Here is a 16,749-nt window from a genome sequence, read left to right as displayed (position 1 = left end):
TGCGCGTCTCCGCACCACCGCCGCGCGGCTTACGGCGCCCGCTAAGGGTACGAGGGCCTGTCGGTCACGCCCGTCCCGCTGGATGCCCAGGATTGCCCCGACCAGCGCCCGGCTGGCGGATGCCGAACAGCAGCGCCTCGTACGGGGTCTGGCCGGTGGTGTAGTCCAGTTGCAGGCGGTAGCCGCGCCCGGCCTCCAACTCCACCGACACGGTCCGGCGCAGCACTGGAAAGCCGATGACGTCACGCGGGTCCGGCACCGCCGCCACCGACCGGTCCAGGATGGTCTTGCCGTCCAGCGACAGGACAGGCTTGCCGGTGCCGCGGACGCTGAACTCATAGCGCCCGCTGCGCTCCGGCCACAGCCAACCCGACCAGCGCAGGGCGGCGTAGCCCACCGCGTCGGCCTTGGCGGCGTTGCCGGCGATGCGCTTGAAGAAGCCGCCGGTCTCCTCGCTGCGCACCGGCGGGCCCGACAGGTCGGGGGTGGTGAAATAGTCGGCCACCAGCCCCGTGCGGCTCCGGCCCGCGTCGGGGCTCAGCAGGGCGGGATCGGCGGCGGGCGGCGTCTCCTCATTGTCGGCGCCCTGGGCGTACCGGATGCGGGTGCTGGGCAGCGCCTCCCGCAGGGCGTCCAGCGGCGTGGGGATGGAACCGAAGGGTACGACGGCGGAGGAGCCGCCGCCTTGGACGCGAATGACGTTGGCGTTGGGGCCGATGACCGCCAGGCTGCGGATGCCAGGGGACAGCGGCAGCAGTTTGTCGTTGCGCAGCAGCACGATGGCCTCCCGGGCGGCGGCGCGGGCCAGCTCGGCATGGGCCTGCCGCATGCCGTCGGGCAGGGTGCCGTCGCCCCCCGTCACCGTGGCGCGCAGGATCAGGCGCAGCACCCGGCCGGCGTTGTCATCGATCTGGGCCTGGGTGACCTCACCCTTCTGGACCGCCTTGCGCAGCTTGTCGCCGAAATTGGTGGCGGGGCCCGGCATTTCCAGGTCCATGCCGGCATTGACCGCCGGTGCCGTGGCATGGGTGGCGCCCCAGTCGGAGACCACCATGCCCGGATAGCGCCATTCCCGTTTCAGCAGGTCGGTCAGCAGCCAGCGGTTCTGGGTGGCGTAGGTGCCGTTGACCTTGTTGTAGGAGGCCATGACCGACCAGGGGTCGGCCTGCTTCACCACCGTCTCGAAGGCCGGCAGATAGACCTCGCGCAGGGTGCGGGCGTCCGGGCGGGAGTCGACGAAGAAGCGGTTGGTTTCCTGGTTGTTGGCCGCGAAATGCTTCAGGGACACGCCGATGCCCTTCGCCTGCACCCCCTGGACATAGCCCAGCCCCATCTGGGCCGCCAGATGGGGATCCTCCGAATAGGTTTCGAAGTTGCGGCCCCACAGCGGTGTGCGCGCGATGTTCACCGTCGGGGCCAGCAGCACGGCCGCACCATGGGCACGGGCCTCCTCGGCGATGGCGCCGCCGACCTGCCGGGCCAGATCCTGGTTCCAGGTGGCGGCCAGGGCCACGCCCACCGGAAACACTGTGGCGGGCTTGTCCTCCTGCGAGCGCACGCCGGTGGGGCCGTCGGTCACGCGGATGGCGGGCACGCCCAGCCTGGGCACGCCGTTCAGGGTCATGATCCCGGCCCCGGCCAGCAGGTCGATCTTCTCATCCGGGGTCATCTGCCGCAGCAGGTCCGTGACCTTGGCCGTCAGCGCCCCGTCGTCCGCCGCCTGGGACGGCTGGGGGCCGGCCCCGGCCAGCAGGACGCCGGCCATGGCCAATCCACCCAGCAGGCGCCGCCGCCGGGACCGTCCGGTCCGGACGGGCCGTTCCGACGTAAGGGGCATCACGGCACCTTCGCCAGCGCGACTTCGGTCTTGGCCAGCAACTCATCGGTCAGCTTGCCGCCGGAGTAGGGCTGCAACTGCCGCAGGCTCAGGCCCTTGATCATCTCATACTGCGGAATCTCCAGCAGGCCCGGCAGGGTGGCGTTCAGGGCGTCCTTGGCGCCCGGGTCGGCGGCCAGTTCCTCGATGGGCGTGTCCAGGGAGAATTTGGCCGCCGCGCCCGGCGATGCCTGGGCAGAGGGTTGGGCGGCACTCTGCGACGGTGGCGGGGCCGCCGTCTGGGCGGCCTGGGCCGGAATCAGGGGCAAGGCCACCAGGGTGATGAGGAGGGGGATCAGGGTCTTCATGAGGGACGTTTCCTGCCTTTTGGGGACGAAGGGTGTGGGAAGGGGCCGTGGCCCCCGCTTCAGGGGTGGTCGGTGCAGGTGAAGTTCTCCGCCGCGTCGGTGGCGCCGCTGCCGGTCCAACGCGCCACCTTGGGATAGGGGCAGAGCGGGCGGGTGCGGATCTGCTTCACCGGCACGCCGAGGAAGCCCAGCAGGTCGTTGTCGTACTTGGTGGCGATGATGCGTTCCGGTGCCGTTCCGCCCCGGCGCCAGGCATCCAGGGCCGCCACACCGTCGAACACGTTGGGGCCCGGGCCAGCCAGGCAGTGTGACATGCCCGGCACCATGAACAGCCGCACGCCGTTGGCGGCCGCGCGCCCGCCGGCCTTCAGCACCCGCTGGTAATAGTCGATGGTGTTCTGCGGTGGGATCGCCGCGTCGCCATAGCCATGATAGAGGATCAGCTTGCCGCCCCGGGCGAGGAAGCGCCCGAGGTCGGGACTGTCGGCGTTGATGTCCGCCTGGATGGCCAGGGCCTGGGGAAACTCGCGCTCCAGATCGAAATCCTCGATCCGCCAGTTGGGGTCGGCATGGACGAAATAGCGGAAGAATTCGCTGGCGAACTTGCCGTGCTGGGCCCCGGGGCCGGTCAGCCACAGATCCCAGGCGCCGGGCGTGGCCTCGATGCCGGGCGGGTGGCCGGGGAAGAAGGGCTGGCCCTGGCCGTCGCGCGGCCCGCGATAGAGCGCCCGCACCGTTTCCACCTGCGCCGCGGTCAGGCAGTCGGGCCCATCCTCGCCCGTGCAGGCCAGCGTTCCGGGATCGAAATCGCAGCGGCGCGGATCGTCGATCACGCCGTCGGTCACCCCGTCCTGGGCGTCGCACCGTGCCAGCGCCGCCTTTTGCAGCAGCGGCAGCTTGGTGTTGGGCAAGGCCGATTCCGGGCGTGAGAACACGGTCCGGTCGTTCAGCGCCATGGCGGTGGCCAGCCGCGCCCAAGGAATGGCGGGGGCGCCGGCCAGGATAGCGTCATAGTCCTCCGGGAAGCGCTGGGCCTCCATCAGCGCTTCGCGCCCGCCGTCGGAGCAGCCATGGAAATAGGCCTCGCCCAGGGGCGACGGATAATAGGCGGCGATGACCCGCCGGGCGACGGCGGCCGCCAGATGGTTAGCCCGCCAGCCATAGTCCTTCAGCTTCTCCGGCTGGCCCAGGGACCAGCTGGCGTCCACGTCGCTCTTGCCGAAATGGCCCAGGTCGCTGCCCACGGCGGCATAGCCCTTGGCGACGCCGCCGCGCATGACCAGCGCCGGCACGGTCATGTTGCTGCCGAAGCCGCCGTTGCCCGCGCCCAGCATCCGGCCGTTCCAGGCCGCCGCCTCCGGCAGCCAGACCTCCACCCGGATGGAGGAGGCGGGCGTGGGCGACAGCCGGATTTGCACCCGGCAGAAGGCGGCGGCAATCGGCAGGCCGTACTTGCCCTCGTCCGGGGTGACGGTGGCGCCGGCGGCCACGGGCGTGGCGGCCTCCACCGTGCCATCGGTCAGGGGTAGGCCGGTCAGCGCCTCGCACTGGGGGATATGCGGGCCGGCGGGTGGCCCAGGGGATGTTTGCCCAGCGGATGTCTGCCCTGCCAGGGCCGGCCCTGCCAGCAGCATCGCCAGGACGCTGCCGGTGCCCAGGGAAAGGGCCAGGCGTCGGTTATGTCTCATTTCGATAGCAGTCCCTTGCTGTCCAGCCAGGATCGCAGCCGTGCCGTCCATTCGTCCGTGGGCTTGCCCTGGGGTTTCATGCCGAAGCCGTGGCCGCCGGTGGGATAAGGGACCAGGGTCCCGTCCAGGCCGGCGGCGCGCCAGGCCTCGGCCAGGCGGGTGGTGTCCTTGGCGGCGATGGCGTCGTCTTGGGCCGCCAGGGCGAACAGGGGCGGGGCCTTGGCCGGCGGCCGCAGCGGGTCGGGCAGCAGACCAGGATAGATGGCCATGGCGAAGTCCGGGCGGCTGGCCGCCTCATTCGCCAGGATGGACCACACGGTCACGGCCCCACCGGCGGAAAAGCCCATCAGGCCGATACGATCGGGCCGCACGCCATAACGGGTCGCCTGCCGGCGCACCAGGCGCACCGCCTGCTGCCCGTCCGCCGTGACCAGCGGGCGCAGGGGGGCCAGCGCCGCCTGCATTTCCGCCGGCTGGGCGATGCGGCGGAACAGTTGCATGCCCACATCCTCGCCGGTCGGGATCAGGCGATAGCGCAGGACGAAGGCGGTGACGCCCAGACTGTTCAGCCATTTGGCGACGGCGATGCCCTCGTTCTCGATAGACAGCATGTGGAAGCCGCCGCCCGGCGCCACGATGACGGCCGTGCCGTTGGCCAGGGCGGCCGGGGGCTGGAACACCAGCAGTGATGGGGTGGAGACGTTGCGGGTGATGGTGCCGAAGGGCGGCCGTTCCTCCGTCACCTCCGGCCGCGTGCCGGCGATGGTTCCCGGCGGGCCCTCCGGCCATAGGGGAATGGAGGTGCCTTCGGGCAGGGGGGGCGCCGCCCCAGGGGCGGTTGAGGAAGCCATCCGGGCGCAGCCGCCCAGCGTCAGGGCCAGGCTACCGAGGGCGAACCCGCGTCGGGACAAGTGGATCATGGCGTGGCATCCCGTGCTTTGGCGATGGCGTTGATCACCGGCTCGTCGGCGGTGACGGCCTTGGTCTCCACCCCGATGGACAGCATCCGGGGTGTGGCGGGGTCATAGCGCGGCCACTCGGGCAGCTTTTCGCCATTGGGCCCGTCACCGTTGGGGTCGCCCGTGCGGGCGAACCGGGTCCACAGGCCGCCCATCATCCGCGCCGCCGCCTGGTCGGCCGCCGTGGGCGTGATGCCGGCCTTCTCCAGCGTGTCGAAATGGAAGGGCAGGTCGCTGGCGTGGCCGGCGCCGCTGTCCTTCTCCCGCTTGGCCTCCGCCACATAGCCGAAGCGGTAGAGCCAAGTGGGCGCCCCGGTGGCGGCGTGGCGCCGGGCCAGGGCGACGGACGGCTCGACGAACACCACGTCGCTGGCGATGGCGCGCCGCATCGCCGCGTCGGAGCCATAGGCGGCGCGCACCGCCGCCTCGTTCGGCTCGATGGATTTCAGGTGCGGGCCGTTCAGGAACATCCGGAACATGGCGGGCACGAAGCTGAACTCGTCATCGTTGGCGCCGACGATGAAGGGGATCGGCGGTTCGGCCCCGGCGCCAAAGCGGGCCATGAGGTCGCCCACGATGATGCGTCCGTCGGTCATGGGGCCGGACCAGGTCTTCTCCTCCTTGTCCAGCAGGGTGATGCCGCCCCGCACCTTCTCGGCGGGCAGGGCCCGCAGGCCAGCCAGATCGGCGGCACCGGCGTCGCGGGCGAAGGCGACCCCCTTGGCCTCGGCATCGGCCAGGGCCGGCCAGCGGTCGCGTCCGCCGCCGGAAATGGCCACCGCCTTGTGGAAGCGGCCCCGGGCGGCGGGGGAGGACATCAGGCGGGTCACCGACTCCCCGCCGGCGGATTCCCCGATGAAGGTGACATTGCCCGGGTCCCCGCCGAAGACCGCGATGTTGCGCCGGACCCAGTCCAGGGCGGCGATCTGGTCCATGAAGCCCCAGTTGCCGGTGGGACCGTCGCCGCTTTCCCGGGTCAACTCGGGATGGGCGAAGAAGCCGAAGCGGCCCAGCCGGTAGTTGAATGTGACCACCACCACGCCCCGGGCCGCCAGCCGGGTCCCATCCAGCACCGGATTGGCGGCGGAATCGGTGAGGAAGCCGCCACCCGGCACCCAGACCAGCACCGGCAGGGGGCCGGCCGCCGCCTCCGGCGTCCAGACGTTGAGGTAGAGGCAGTCCTCGCTGGGCGGGTAGGCGGATTTGGCGCCGGGCAGGGGGTTCTGCATGCAGTCGGGCCCGAAGGCGTCGGCCTTGCGCGGCCCGTCCCAGGCGGTAGGCGGGGCGGGCGGGCGCCAGCGCCGGTCCCCCACCGGTGGGGCGGCATAGGGTATGCCCTTGAAGGCGGCCACGCCCTCCGCCGCGACGCCCTGCAGCCGGCCGGTCTCCACCGTCACGTCGGTTTTCGCCATCACCGGCGACGCGCACAGCAGCAGGGCCGCCGTGGCGAGAGCCATTGTGACTGGGGGGGGCAGGGTTGAACGTCTCATCGATTGCCTTCCGTGGTGAAACGATGGGTGCCGGGACCGGCGGCGTAGAGGGCGTAGCCCTCGTCCCGGCGGATGGGCGTGGCCCCCGCCGGCGCCTGGCTTACCGGGCCGAACTTCAGCGGCACCCAGACCTCGCCGGTCGTGTTGGGGGGAATCTCCACCGTCAGGGCCAGGGCGCCCTTGTCCACCCGCCAGGAACTGACGGCCTTGCCGTACGGGGTGCGCATCTCGGCCTCGGCCCAGGCCAGCCCGTCCGGGATCTCCGGCCGCACCAGCACCTGCTTGTAGCCGGCCGCACCCGGCCGCAGGCCGGCCAGCCGGGTGCGCATCCAGTCGCCGATGGAGGAGAAGTAATGATGGTCGCGGGACCGGCTGTTCAGGCTCCAGGTCTCGAACAGTGTCTGGTGGCCATTGGCCAGCCACCAGCCCCAGGACGGTTCCGTGGTGGCCGTGGCCAGCCGATAGGCCAGGTCGGCATGGCCGTGGTCGCTCAGCACCTCCAGCAGGTAGCGGGTGCCGAACACGCCGGTGCGCAGCCCGTTGCGCTCCACATCAGCGGCGATCACGGCCGCGACCGAGGACACCCGCCCGTCCGGCACCATGCCGAAGGCCAGCGGCAGCACGTTCTGCAACTGGGTCGGGGCACCGACCACGCCCTTGCCGTCCACCGTCCGGTACCAGCCGTTGGCGGCGTCCCAGTAGCGGGCGTTGTAGGCGGCGCGGATGGCGTCGGCCAGCCCCTGGTAGCGGGCTGCGTCGGCATCGGCGCCGAGGACCCTGGAACTGCGGGCCAGCAGGTCGGCCTCCAGGAAGAAATAGGCGGAGGACACGGCGTCGATGCCGCCGCCCCGACTGTTCAAGATGTCCAGCGCCCCCGGTGGACTCCACTCGCTGAGCCCGCTGTCGCGGCGATAGTCGGGTGCCTTGATGATGCTGGCGGTATAGTCCACCAGCCGGCGCTGCATGGCGTGGTTTTCCGCCAGGATCCGGGTGTCGCCGTAGGTGCGGTAGAGTTCCCAGGGCAGGACCAGGGCGGCCACGTCCCAGGACGGGGTCGGGCCCCAGATCAGGCTCCACCCCGGCGAGTCCTGATAGCCGTAGAAGGGCGTGCTGGGCACGATCTCCGGCAGTTCGCCACTGTCGGCCTGGGCGTCGCGGAAATCGGCCAGCCATTTGGTGAAGACCCGCGCCACGCCCAGGCTGCGGGTGGCCATGCCGGCGGAGGCCTGGGCGTCGCCGGTCCAGCCGTTCTTCTCGAACGTCGGCGTGTCGGTGAGAAAGCCGTGCAGGTTGTTCAGCAGGGTGGCGCGGGCGGCGGCGTCGATCCGCCCCAGCAGCGGGTTGGCGCTGGCGAAGCGGCCGGTCTCCGCCACCGCCGAATGGATGAGATCGGCCGTCAGGGCCGGCCGGTCGGCCAGACCCTCCACCTGCACATAGCGGAAGCCGGCGTAGGAGAAGCGGGGCTCCCAGCGCTCCCGCCCGCCGCCGGCCAGGGTGTAGCGGTATGTCTGCAACTGCGCGTCGACCAGGCCGGAGGCGGGAACCACCTCACCGGCATCGTCCAGCCGCTCGCTGGCCACCAAGGAGACGGTGGCGCCGCGCCGGCCAGTCGCCTCCAGCACCGGCAGGCCGGCGATGATGCGGCCGAAGTCGAACACCCAGACCCCGGGGCGCGGTTCGGTCACCGCGACGGGCTTCAGGGTGGCAACGGGGGCGATGGGCTCGGTGTTGGCGAAGTCCACCGTTCCGGCCGGGCCGGCCACCAGCCGGGCGGGCGCCCAGTCCTGGTCGGCGAAGCCCGGCTTCTCCCAGCCCTCCGGCCGCAGCCGGGCGTCGTGCCGTTCGCCGCGATAGATGGAATCCGACAGGGTGGGGCCGGGCCGGCCGCGCCAGTCCCCATCGCTGGTCACCACCTGGCGGCTGCCGTCGGTGAACTCGATCTCCAGCCGGGCCAGCAGGGCCGGATCGGCATGCCAGGGCGCCTGGTGGAAATACCATTCGTCGGGGTCGGTGACCCCGTACCAGCCCCGGCCCAACTCCGCGCCGATGACGTTGCGCCCAGGCCGCAGCCGGTCGGTGACATCGCGCACCTGGGCCAGGACGCGCTTGTCATAGGCGGTGAAGCCCGATCCCAGGGCCGACTCCCCAACCGGCTCCCCGTTCAACAACAGGCGCGGCAGGCCGGCCCCCGGCCCAGTAGAGCCGGGCGCGGACGATCTTCTTGGTGTCGGGCAAGGTAAATTCCCGGCGCAACAGGGGGGCCGGCGCCTCCATGGGCAGCACGATGTCGACCGAGGGCACGCCGGCCGCGACCATCAGGCCCTCGGGCCGCACCCGGCCGCCGGTGAAGGGGTTGTCGTTGTCGGCGAAGGTGGTCTCCACGGCCGGCGCGCCGCTGCCCGTCACCCGGACCCGGTGGATCAGGGCGGCGTCGGCCTGCTTGGCGGTGAAGCCTAGCGTGCCGTGGGTCTGGCTGGCATCGGTGATCGCCGCCACCTCCACCCCGTCCAGCAGGGTGGTCAGGCGCTGGCCTTCCGCCCGGATGGTCAGGCGGCGGCGGGTGTCCTTCAGCGGCCCGCCCGGCAGAGCGGCCCGGCCCAGTTCCGTCGTACGCTGCCCGCCGTTCTTGCCCCCCAGGGTGTGCCGCACCGACTGGATCAGCAGGGGGCCGTCCTTGGTGTCGGACAGGGTCCAGACATAGGCCTCGCCGAATTTCTTCCCCTCCGGCCTGGCGCGGAACAGGACGTCCAGCGACGTCCCCTTCAGGGTCAAGTCCACGTCTAGGGTCAGGTCGCTCCAGTCATGGACTGTCTGGGCGGGGCCGGAAATCCATCGCGCCTGCCATTGCTCCGGGCCGGTCAGTCCGGTTTCCCACCAGTCGGGGCGGCTCCAGGCGCCGGGCTTGCCGGCCTCATCCCAGACCATCACCTGCCACCAGTAGCGGCGGCCGCCGGCCAGGGCCGGCCCGGCATAGGGGATCTGGATGTTGTCGGTGGCGGCGACCCGGCCGCTGTCCCACACCAGCGGGCCTTCGGCCGACAGCGCCTCGGCGCTGTCGGCCACCCGGATGCGATAGGCGGACTGGCGGGCCACCGGCGACAGCCAGGCCAGGCGGGGCGCCGGCATGTCGATCCCCAGCGGTTGGCTGGCATATTCCACCTGCAAGCCTTGCGGCATTTCCCCGCCGGCGCAGCCGCCCAGCAGCAGGATCCCGCAGCAGGCGATCCCCCGCAGGCGGCCGCCCCGCCCATGCCGTTGATCACGAACCGCCATGGTCAGAAGCTCATCCGCAGCCCAAGGGAAGCCAGCCGGCCCAGGGTGCTGCCGTTGGTGTAGCCAGGCACCGCGTTGTAGTAGGGCGGATCCTGGTCGAACAGGTTCTCCACATTCAGCGTGACGGAAACACCGGAGGCCAGCAGGCGGCTGAGATCATAGCTGAAGAACAGGTCGACCGTGTTGAAGGCGTCGATATGGTCCTGGTTGACCACGCCCTTGATCGGATAGCCGCCACGGTGGTTCCAGGAGACGCGTCCGCTCAGGTCGCCCACCTGCGCGCCCACGCTGGCCACCAGGGCCAGCCGGCCGGTGCCGTTGTCCAGGTCGTCGCTGAAGGCGCCGCCATGGATCGCCTGGGTCTGGCGCGACAGGGTGTAGGTGCCGGAGACGCGGGCGCTGATCGTGCCGAAATCCACCCGGTGATGGTAATCCAGGTCGAAATCGATGCCGTCGGTGTTGATCGCGCCCAGATTGTTGCGCCGAGCGTCGAACAGCACGTAGGGGGAGGAGAAGGCGTAGAGTGCCGCCAGGCTGGGCACTCCGTCGATGCGCAGGCTGCCGGCCTTGGCCAGGGCCTGGGCCAGGGTCGGGTTCAGGATGTAGTAGCTGGCGAAATTCGGGTCGGAATAGATCTGTGGCTGCAGCACGGGGGCCAGGCCGATGGCGTCCTTGAATTTTACATTGAAGTAAGTAGCGCTGGCCCGCAGCCCCTCCAGGAAGGCCGGCTGATAGTCGAAGCCCATCGAATAGGTGTCGGCGGTCTCCGGCTTCAGGTTGGGATTGCCGCCGGCCAGCACGATGGTGGGGCGCAACAGGTCGGTGAAGGGGCTGGTCGGCTGGCGGTTGGGTGAGAACAGCACCACCTGCACCCGGGAGTCGACGGAATTGCCCATGTCGGCCAGGCTGGGCGCGTGGAAGGACGTGCCGTAGTTGGCGCGCAGGGTCAGGTCCGCCACCGGGCGATAGTTCAGGGCGACCTTGGAATTGGTGGTGCCACCGACGTCGTCATACTCGTCATGGCGGACGGAGCTGGACAACTCCATGGCCCAGATGCCGGGCAGGCGGTTGGCCGCCCCGACCAGCGGGACGTTCAACTCGCCGAACACCGATTTGACGGTGCGGTCCGCCTTGGACTGCGAACTGCTGCTGGGCGCGCCGATGGGGCCGCTGCCGATCAGGCTGTCGATATCCTCGTAATGGAATTCGGCCACGGCGGCGGCGCGCACATCCCCGCCGGGGATGGCGAACAGCGGCCCGTCGACCACCGCGCGGGCCTCCGCCAGCTGTTGGGTGGCGCGGCCCAGATTCTCGTAGTTGTTGATGGCGGCCAGCAGGGCCGGGTCGCTGGCGGCGGGGTTGTATGGGTTCAGCGCCGTCGCCAGCGTGGTGCCGTTCAGGGCCGAGGTCGCCAGGGTACTGTCGATCAGGTCCTCATTCGTCTGGTTGAAGGAGCGGCCCAGGTTGCCGATCAGGCGCAACTGCCAGCCCGGGCTGAGGTCCACCTTCAGTTCCGGGGTGATGCCGTAGGATTCGAAATAGCCCTTGCTGACATTGCTGGGCCCGAACACGGGATCGAAGCTGATGGCCACGTCGTGGGACAGTTCGGTGCCGATCGGCTTGAAATAGGGGTTCAGCACCGACACCGTGCCGCTCAGACTGGATTGGGCGGTGCGGGTGACGGTGTCGCGGGATGACCAGTAGCCGGTGGCGTTGAGCGTCACCCCCGGGCCCAACTCCTGCTCAAGCCCGCCGAACACGCTGTGCCGCCGTTCCTGGGGATAGAGGTCGGCGTAATCGGTCTGATCGCAGCGGTTGACCGTGCCGGGAACGCGGCCGGGCAAGGCATAGGGGATGCTGTTCAGCAGGATGTTGCCGGGGCTGCAGGCCGTGCCACGGAAATCGCCACCCCCCTTGGACGTCAGGTTGGCGGTGGCGTAGTCACGGTCAAGTCCCAGCAGATTATCGTGATAGGCGAAGGAGTAGGACAGCCAGGCCCCGCCCGATCCCCAGTTCTTGCCGCCCAGCAGGCTGGCGTCCGTGGTCTTGTAATTGTCGGCTAGGCCATAACGGGCATTGGCGGAAAAGCCGTCGAAGCGGTCGCGGGTGATGAAATTGATCACGCCGCCGATGGCGTCCGACCCGTAGATGGAGGAGCCGCCGTCGGGAATGATCTCCACCCGTTCGATGGCGTCGGGCGGGATGATGGAGGGGTCGACGCTGGTCTGCAGGATGCCGGCGCCGACCAGGCGGTTGCCGTTCAGCAGCACCAGGGTGCTGGACCCGCCGGCGGCGCTGAGGTTGCGGATGTTCGGCCGCACGATGGGCAGGCCATAATTGCCTTCGGCCCGGGGCACGGTGCCGAAATTGCCGACCTGCGGGATCTGCGCCAGCAGGTCGTTGGCCGAGGCCGCACCCGAGGCCACCACATCCTCCCGCCGCACGGCGATGGCGTTGGTGCCGACGGGGCCGGTGTTACGGATCATCGTGCCGGTGACGATGATCTCCTCCAGCGGTTCCCCCTTGGTGGCTTCGTCGCCGGCGGGCTTGCCGGCGGCGGCTTCCTGGGCCTGGGCCGTGGCGGCGGCGAAGGCCAGGATGGAAACGCCCAGGGTCAGCCAGCGGCCGGACACACTTCGGGCGTTGGTCAGAAATCGCGTTTCCCATGTTACCTTCCCCGGGGGCTGGGCAGTTTCTTGGCTGCCGGCCTTCATTTTCTATGCGGGAAGGGCCTGCCGGCCGCTTCCCGGGGGCGGGCGCTGCGTGGCGCCTCTCTGCCCTTTCTAGGGTGATCTTTATGGAACCGGGGCTTCGCGTCAATATGCAATTTACATTGTTGTCTATATGAAGTGATTTTGTGCGGCCGGTATCATGGACCGGCGGGAAAGGATCGATAGGGGGAGGCTGTTTTGCTGACTTTTTTCATCATTTTTGCCGCTTTTTTTACGGCGGCCATCGGCGGGTTGGCGCTGCTGTCCACCCTGATCGCCCGGCGGGTTGAAAAGGCGCTGCCGCCCACGGGCCGCTTCATCGATATCGACGGCCACCGGCTGCATTACCAGGACGAAGGGGGCCATGGGCCGGCGGTCATCATGATCCATGGGCTGGGCGGACAGATGGGCCACTTCAGCCATTCGCTGCTGGACCGCTTGGCGGGCCGATACCGGGTGATCCTGCTGGACAGACCGGGTTCCGGCTATTCCACCCGTCCGCCCGGGGCCCCGGGCGGCCCGGTGGCGCAGGCGGCGGTCGTCGCCGGCTTCATCCGCGCCCTGGGGCTGGAACGGCCGTGGGTGGTCGGCCATTCCCTGGGCGGGGCCGTGGCGCTGGCGCTGGCGCTGGACCATCCGGACTGTGTGGCCGGCCTGGCCCTGGTGGCCCCGCTGACCCACCCGCAGCCGGAGGTTCCTTCCTGCTTCCGGGGCTTGGCCATCACATCGCCCGCGATCCGCTGGCTGGTGGCCTGGACCTTGGCCGTGCCCCTGGGGATATTGCGGGGTCGGACGGTGCTGGACACGGTCTTCGGTCCCGATCCGGTTCCGCCCGACTTCGGCACGCGGGGCGGTGGCCTGCTGGGGCTGCGGCCCGGGGCGTTCAGGGGGGCGTCTGCCGACCTGGTCGCGGCGGCGGCGGATCTGCCCCGAATGGTGGAACGATATGGAACGCTGCGCCTGCCCATCGCCATCCTTTATGGGCGGGGGGACCAGGTTCTGGAGTGGCGGCGGCAGGGGCTGGCCATGCGCGACCGGCTGCCGGGCGTCGATCTCACCCTGGTTGACGGCGGGCACATGCTGCCCGTCGCCGCCGCAGCGCGGATGGCGGAATGGTTGACGGGGGTGACGGCGCCGGTGCGGGCCGGCGGTCAGTGAACCGCGGTTCACGCCGTCCTCGTTGCGAAAGCGGGCGTTGCTGAAACAGTGGCGGACCAGGCCGGGATCGGTGCCTGGCTGGCCGCCTACAACACCCAACGACCGCATCAGGGGCTGGCTTATCAGACCCCCGATGAGGTCTATTTCCGCCGCCCAGTGTGGACGGGGCGAGCCCCGTCCACACTGGCTGTGGCAGCTTGAGTAACCAGCAGGGCGCTATCCGAGCTTAACGAACGGTCAAACCTGTCCAGCCAAGGGGGGCCAGTTCAGTCGATGGGCCGTGGACCACTCCGGACAACTTCCACAAGGTGAACGGGCCACGCACTCTCAGCCAAACCACGACGCGACGTTTCCAGTCTGCCCGATGATGATGATTCGGTCGCCCGAGCCAATGTCGAGAGTGGTGTTGCCACCCTCCACGCGGGCCGAGCTGATCACCGCACCGAGGTCCACGGTGGCGTCGTACAAAGCCAACCGGTCAACCCCTACCTGAAAGTCCGCTACCACCGATCCGCCAGATGATGCCCCAAAGGCGAAAACGTCGGCGCCCTGACCTCCCCAAATCGTGTCAGCCCCGCCATCAGCGAACAGAACATCGTCGCCATCACCGCCATTTAACAGATCGTTCCCCGCACCGCCAAACAGCGTGTCGTTCCCAGCCTCACCAAACAGTATGTCGTTGCCATCGCCCCCGGTGGCATAGTCGTCGCCCTCGCCGAGCCCGATCAGGTCATTGCCGGCTCCGCCAATCGCGGTGTCATTTCCAATGCCGCCGCTCAGCGTGTCGTCGCCCTCGTCACCAACCAGGAAATCGTTGCCTTCCTCGCCAAACAGGACGTCATTGCCCGTCCCGCCGACCACCGTATCGTTCCCCTCGTTGCCGGTCAGAATATCGTTGCCTTCCTCGCCGAACAGGGTGTCATCGCCCGTCCCGCCGAAGCCCCGGTCATTACCGACCCCGCCGCCGATAAGATCATTACCATCGCCACCCAACACCCAGTCGTCGCCTTCACCGCCCATCACGACGTCGTTGCCCCCGTCGCCGAACAGCGTATCGTTACCTGCGGCGCTGGCCACCGTGTCGTCGCCGCCACCCCCGTGAAGAATGTCGTCACCGGCACCAAGGTATAGGTACTGCTGGCTGCTGTCGCCGTAGACGATCTGGTCGCCGGCACCACCGACGACGGTGGCGTTACCGATCACCGCCGCGAACTCGACATCATTGAGCTGGATCGTGATCGGCCCCGCCACCTGGGAGGTGTTCAGGACCACCGCGGTCGGCGTGGTGCTGGCGATGGTGTTGCCGCCAAGCGTCGAACCGGTCACCTGCGTCTGCACGGACTGGCCGGCAGCAACGCCTGGGGTGGTGAAATCGATGCTTCGCACCAAGAGCTGGGACTGCGAGGACAACGCGGAGAGGAATTCAGAGCCTCCGCCCGTCAGTCCGGTGCGCGAGTCCGTTCCCGCGTCGGTCCGAGCCTCGATCGCGGCGATCAGCCCAGACACCCCGGTCAGGGCATCAGAGGGGGTCTGCCGTTCAGAGCCGCCAGAGGCGGTAACGGACACCCCGGTCGGGACGCTGACCGTCAAGGTGGTCACGGAGGACACTTGCCCAGTCTGGCGGTCGACGACCGTCTCACGCACGACGGGAACGTCGGCCAGATTGGCGTTGGCGGTGCTCTGGTCCTCCACACGGCTGGCGTCGGTCGCCTGAATGGTGACGGTGGTGACGTGGCTGCCGTCGGTGGCCGTGGTCACCGAACCGTCGACGGTTGCGCCGTCCACCGTGGCCACTGGCGACGGAGCGATCGGGGCGGGCTTGTCCACTGTCGCGGTCAGCTTCTGCGTTGCCGCCGTGAAGGAGGAGGAGGTGTTGCCCGCCGGGTCAGTCAGGCTGACCGACAGGGTGAGGGTGCCGTCGCCCAGACTGGAGAGATCCAAGCCGGCCACCCGTGTCGAGCCGGCGGTCATCAAGCCGCTACCGGTCACTTCGCCGCCACCCGTGGATGTGATGGACCAGGTGAACGTGTCTCCGGCCTCGCTGTCGCTGATGGTAAAGGCGCTGTTGCTCTGCTCAAGGGAGTCGATGCTGTCGTCCTCGAACAGGACGGTCGCCGTCGGGGCCGTGGTGTCGACGACCAGCGACTGCGTGCCCGGCGTGGAGGTGTTGCCGGCGGTGTCGGTGGCGGTGGCGGAGACGGCGTTGGCGCCGTTGGCGTTCAGGCTCAGCGATCCACTGGTCGGGGTCGCCGTGGACAAGTTGACGGACCAAGCTCCGCCGCCGGTGGCGGTGGTGGTGTAGGTGGCGCCGCCGACCGTGACGGTGACGGTGCTGCCGGCCTCGGCGGTGCCGGTGATCGTCGGCGTCACGCTGTTGGCCAACGCCGTGGTGACGGCCGGTGCGCTGGGGGCTGTGGTGTCGATGACCAGCGACTGCGTGCCCGGTGTGGAGGTGTTGCTCGCGGCATCGGTCGCGGTGACCGAGACCGGGTTGGCGCCGTTGGTGTTCAGGCTCAGCGACCCGTTGGTCGGGGTGGCCGTGGACAGGTTGACGGACCAGGCCCCGCCGGTGGCGGTGGTGGTGTAGGTAGCGCCGCCGACGGTGACGGTGACGGTGCTGCCGGCCTCGGCGGTGCCGGTGATCGTCGGCGTCACGCTGTTGGTCAGCGCCGCGCTGGTGACCGCCGGTGCGCTGGGGGTGGTGGTGTCGATGACCAGGGACTGTGTGCCCGCCGTGGAGGTGTTGCCGGCGGTGTCGGTCGCGGTGGCGGAGACCGGGTTGGCGCCATTGGCGTTCAGGCTCAGCGATCCGCTGGTCGGGGTGGCCGTGGACAGATCGAGAGACCAGGTCCCGCCGGTGGCGGTGGTGGTGTAGGTGGCGCCGCCGACGGTGACGGTGACGGTGCTGCCGGCTTCCGCCGTGCCGGTGATCGTCGGCGTGGCGCTGTTGGCCAACGCCGTGGTGACGGCTGGTGCGCTGGGGGTTGTGGTGTCGATGACCAGGGACTGCGTGCCCGCCGTGGAGGTGTTGCCGGCGGTGTCGGTCGCGGTGGCGGAGACCGGGTTGGCGCCGTTGGCGTTCAGGCTCAGCGACCCGCTGGTCGGGGTCGCCGTGGACAGGTTGATGGACCAGGCCCCGCCGGTGGCGGTGGTGGTGTAGGTGGCGCCACCGACCGCGACGGTGACGGTGCTGCCGGCCTCGGCGGTGCCGGTGATCGTCGGCGTGGCGCTGTTGGTCAGCGCCGCGCTGGTGACGACCGGGGCACCGGGGGCTGTGGTGGGCGGA

General features: G+C 69.7%; 11 protein-coding genes. 2 read left to right on the top strand and 9 right to left on the bottom strand.

Annotation, left to right across the window (positions count from 1 at the left end):
- Positions 1 to 64 precede the first annotated feature (64 nt).
- From I55_RS25655 to I55_RS25625, 8 genes are read right to left on the bottom strand one after another with little or no spacing between them, the layout of a single operon-like run.
- Positions 65 to 1,837 carry a glycoside hydrolase family 3 N-terminal domain-containing protein gene (locus I55_RS25655; RefSeq protein WP_083901435.1) on the bottom strand — a complete coding sequence of 591 codons (1,773 nt, stop codon included), beginning with the start codon at positions 1,835 to 1,837 and terminating at the stop codon, positions 65 to 67.
- Positions 1,837 to 2,184, bottom strand: a complete 348-nt coding sequence (locus tag I55_RS25650; protein WP_044563559.1) for a hypothetical protein — start codon at positions 2,182 to 2,184, stop codon at positions 1,837 to 1,839. Before I55_RS25650 ends, I55_RS25655 begins: the two co-directional genes overlap by 1 nt.
- A gap of 59 nt (positions 2,185 to 2,243) precedes the next feature.
- Positions 2,244 to 3,872, bottom strand: coding sequence for a tannase/feruloyl esterase family alpha/beta hydrolase (locus I55_RS25645; protein ID WP_049974492.1), 1,629 nt, complete (start codon positions 3,870 to 3,872; stop codon positions 2,244 to 2,246).
- Positions 3,869 to 4,792, bottom strand: a complete 924-nt coding sequence (locus tag I55_RS25640; RefSeq protein WP_049974491.1) for an alpha/beta hydrolase — start codon at positions 4,790 to 4,792, stop codon at positions 3,869 to 3,871. Before I55_RS25640 ends, I55_RS25645 begins: the two co-directional genes overlap by 4 nt.
- A complete protein-coding gene (locus I55_RS25635; RefSeq protein WP_064742538.1) occupies positions 4,789 to 6,321 on the bottom strand; it encodes a carboxylesterase/lipase family protein in 1,533 nt (510 codons plus the stop codon). The genes I55_RS25640 and I55_RS25635 overlap by 4 nt, the downstream gene beginning before the upstream one ends.
- Positions 6,318 to 8,489, bottom strand: a complete 2,172-nt coding sequence (locus I55_RS25630; protein ID WP_083901433.1) for a family 78 glycoside hydrolase catalytic domain — start codon at positions 8,487 to 8,489, stop codon at positions 6,318 to 6,320. Before I55_RS25630 ends, I55_RS25635 begins: the two co-directional genes overlap by 4 nt.
- Positions 8,431 to 9,594, bottom strand: a complete 1,164-nt coding sequence (locus I55_RS33490; protein WP_049974489.1) for a hypothetical protein — start codon at positions 9,592 to 9,594, stop codon at positions 8,431 to 8,433. Before I55_RS33490 ends, I55_RS25630 begins: the two co-directional genes overlap by 59 nt.
- Positions 9,595 to 9,596: 2 nt before the next feature.
- Positions 9,597 to 12,227, bottom strand: coding sequence for a TonB-dependent receptor domain-containing protein (locus I55_RS25625; RefSeq protein WP_044563557.1), 2,631 nt, complete (start codon positions 12,225 to 12,227; stop codon positions 9,597 to 9,599).
- 276 nt (positions 12,228 to 12,503) lie between these two features.
- Between I55_RS25625 and I55_RS25620 the strand changes: the two genes are divergently transcribed.
- Positions 12,504 to 13,463 (top strand): alpha/beta fold hydrolase, encoded by a 960-nt coding sequence (locus I55_RS25620; protein ID WP_252181315.1) that lies wholly within the window; start codon positions 12,504 to 12,506, stop codon positions 13,461 to 13,463.
- A 48-nt stretch (positions 13,464 to 13,511) separates the two neighbouring features.
- Positions 13,512 to 13,664, top strand: a complete 153-nt coding sequence (locus I55_RS39585; RefSeq protein ID WP_083901431.1) for an integrase core domain-containing protein — start codon at positions 13,512 to 13,514, stop codon at positions 13,662 to 13,664.
- A gap of 126 nt (positions 13,665 to 13,790) precedes the next feature.
- Here I55_RS39585 and I55_RS33485 read toward each other — a convergent pair.
- The coding region (locus I55_RS33485; protein ID WP_252181314.1) for an Ig-like domain-containing protein at positions 13,791 to 16,749 on the bottom strand (2,959 nt) is incomplete at its 5' end.

Origin of the sequence: Azospirillum sp. B4, assembly GCF_000333275.1 — a bacterium.
In the GTDB taxonomy this organism is placed as follows: domain Bacteria; phylum Pseudomonadota; class Alphaproteobacteria; order Azospirillales; family Azospirillaceae; genus Nitrospirillum.
This window is presented reverse-complemented; position numbering and strand designations above follow the sequence as displayed.

Excerpts from the sequence above, each read along its gene's own strand:
- I55_RS25640 (WP_049974491.1), bottom strand. The coding sequence starts at position 4,792 with ATGATCCACTTGTCCCGACGCGGGTTCGCCCTCGGTAGCCTGGCCCTG.
- I55_RS25645 (WP_049974492.1), bottom strand. The coding sequence starts at position 3,872 with ATGAGACATAACCGACGCCTGGCCCTTTCCCTGGGCACCGGCAGCGTC.
- I55_RS25635 (WP_064742538.1), bottom strand. The coding sequence starts at position 6,321 with ATGAGACGTTCAACCCTGCCCCCCCCAGTCACAATGGCTCTCGCCACG.
- I55_RS33490 (WP_049974489.1), bottom strand. The coding sequence starts at position 9,594 with ATGGCGGTTCGTGATCAACGGCATGGGCGGGGCGGCCGCCTGCGGGGG.
- I55_RS25655 (WP_083901435.1), bottom strand. The coding sequence starts at position 1,837 with ATGCCCCTTACGTCGGAACGGCCCGTCCGGACCGGACGGTCCCGGCGG.
- I55_RS25650 (WP_044563559.1), bottom strand. The coding sequence starts at position 2,184 with ATGAAGACCCTGATCCCCCTCCTCATCACCCTGGTGGCCTTGCCCCTG.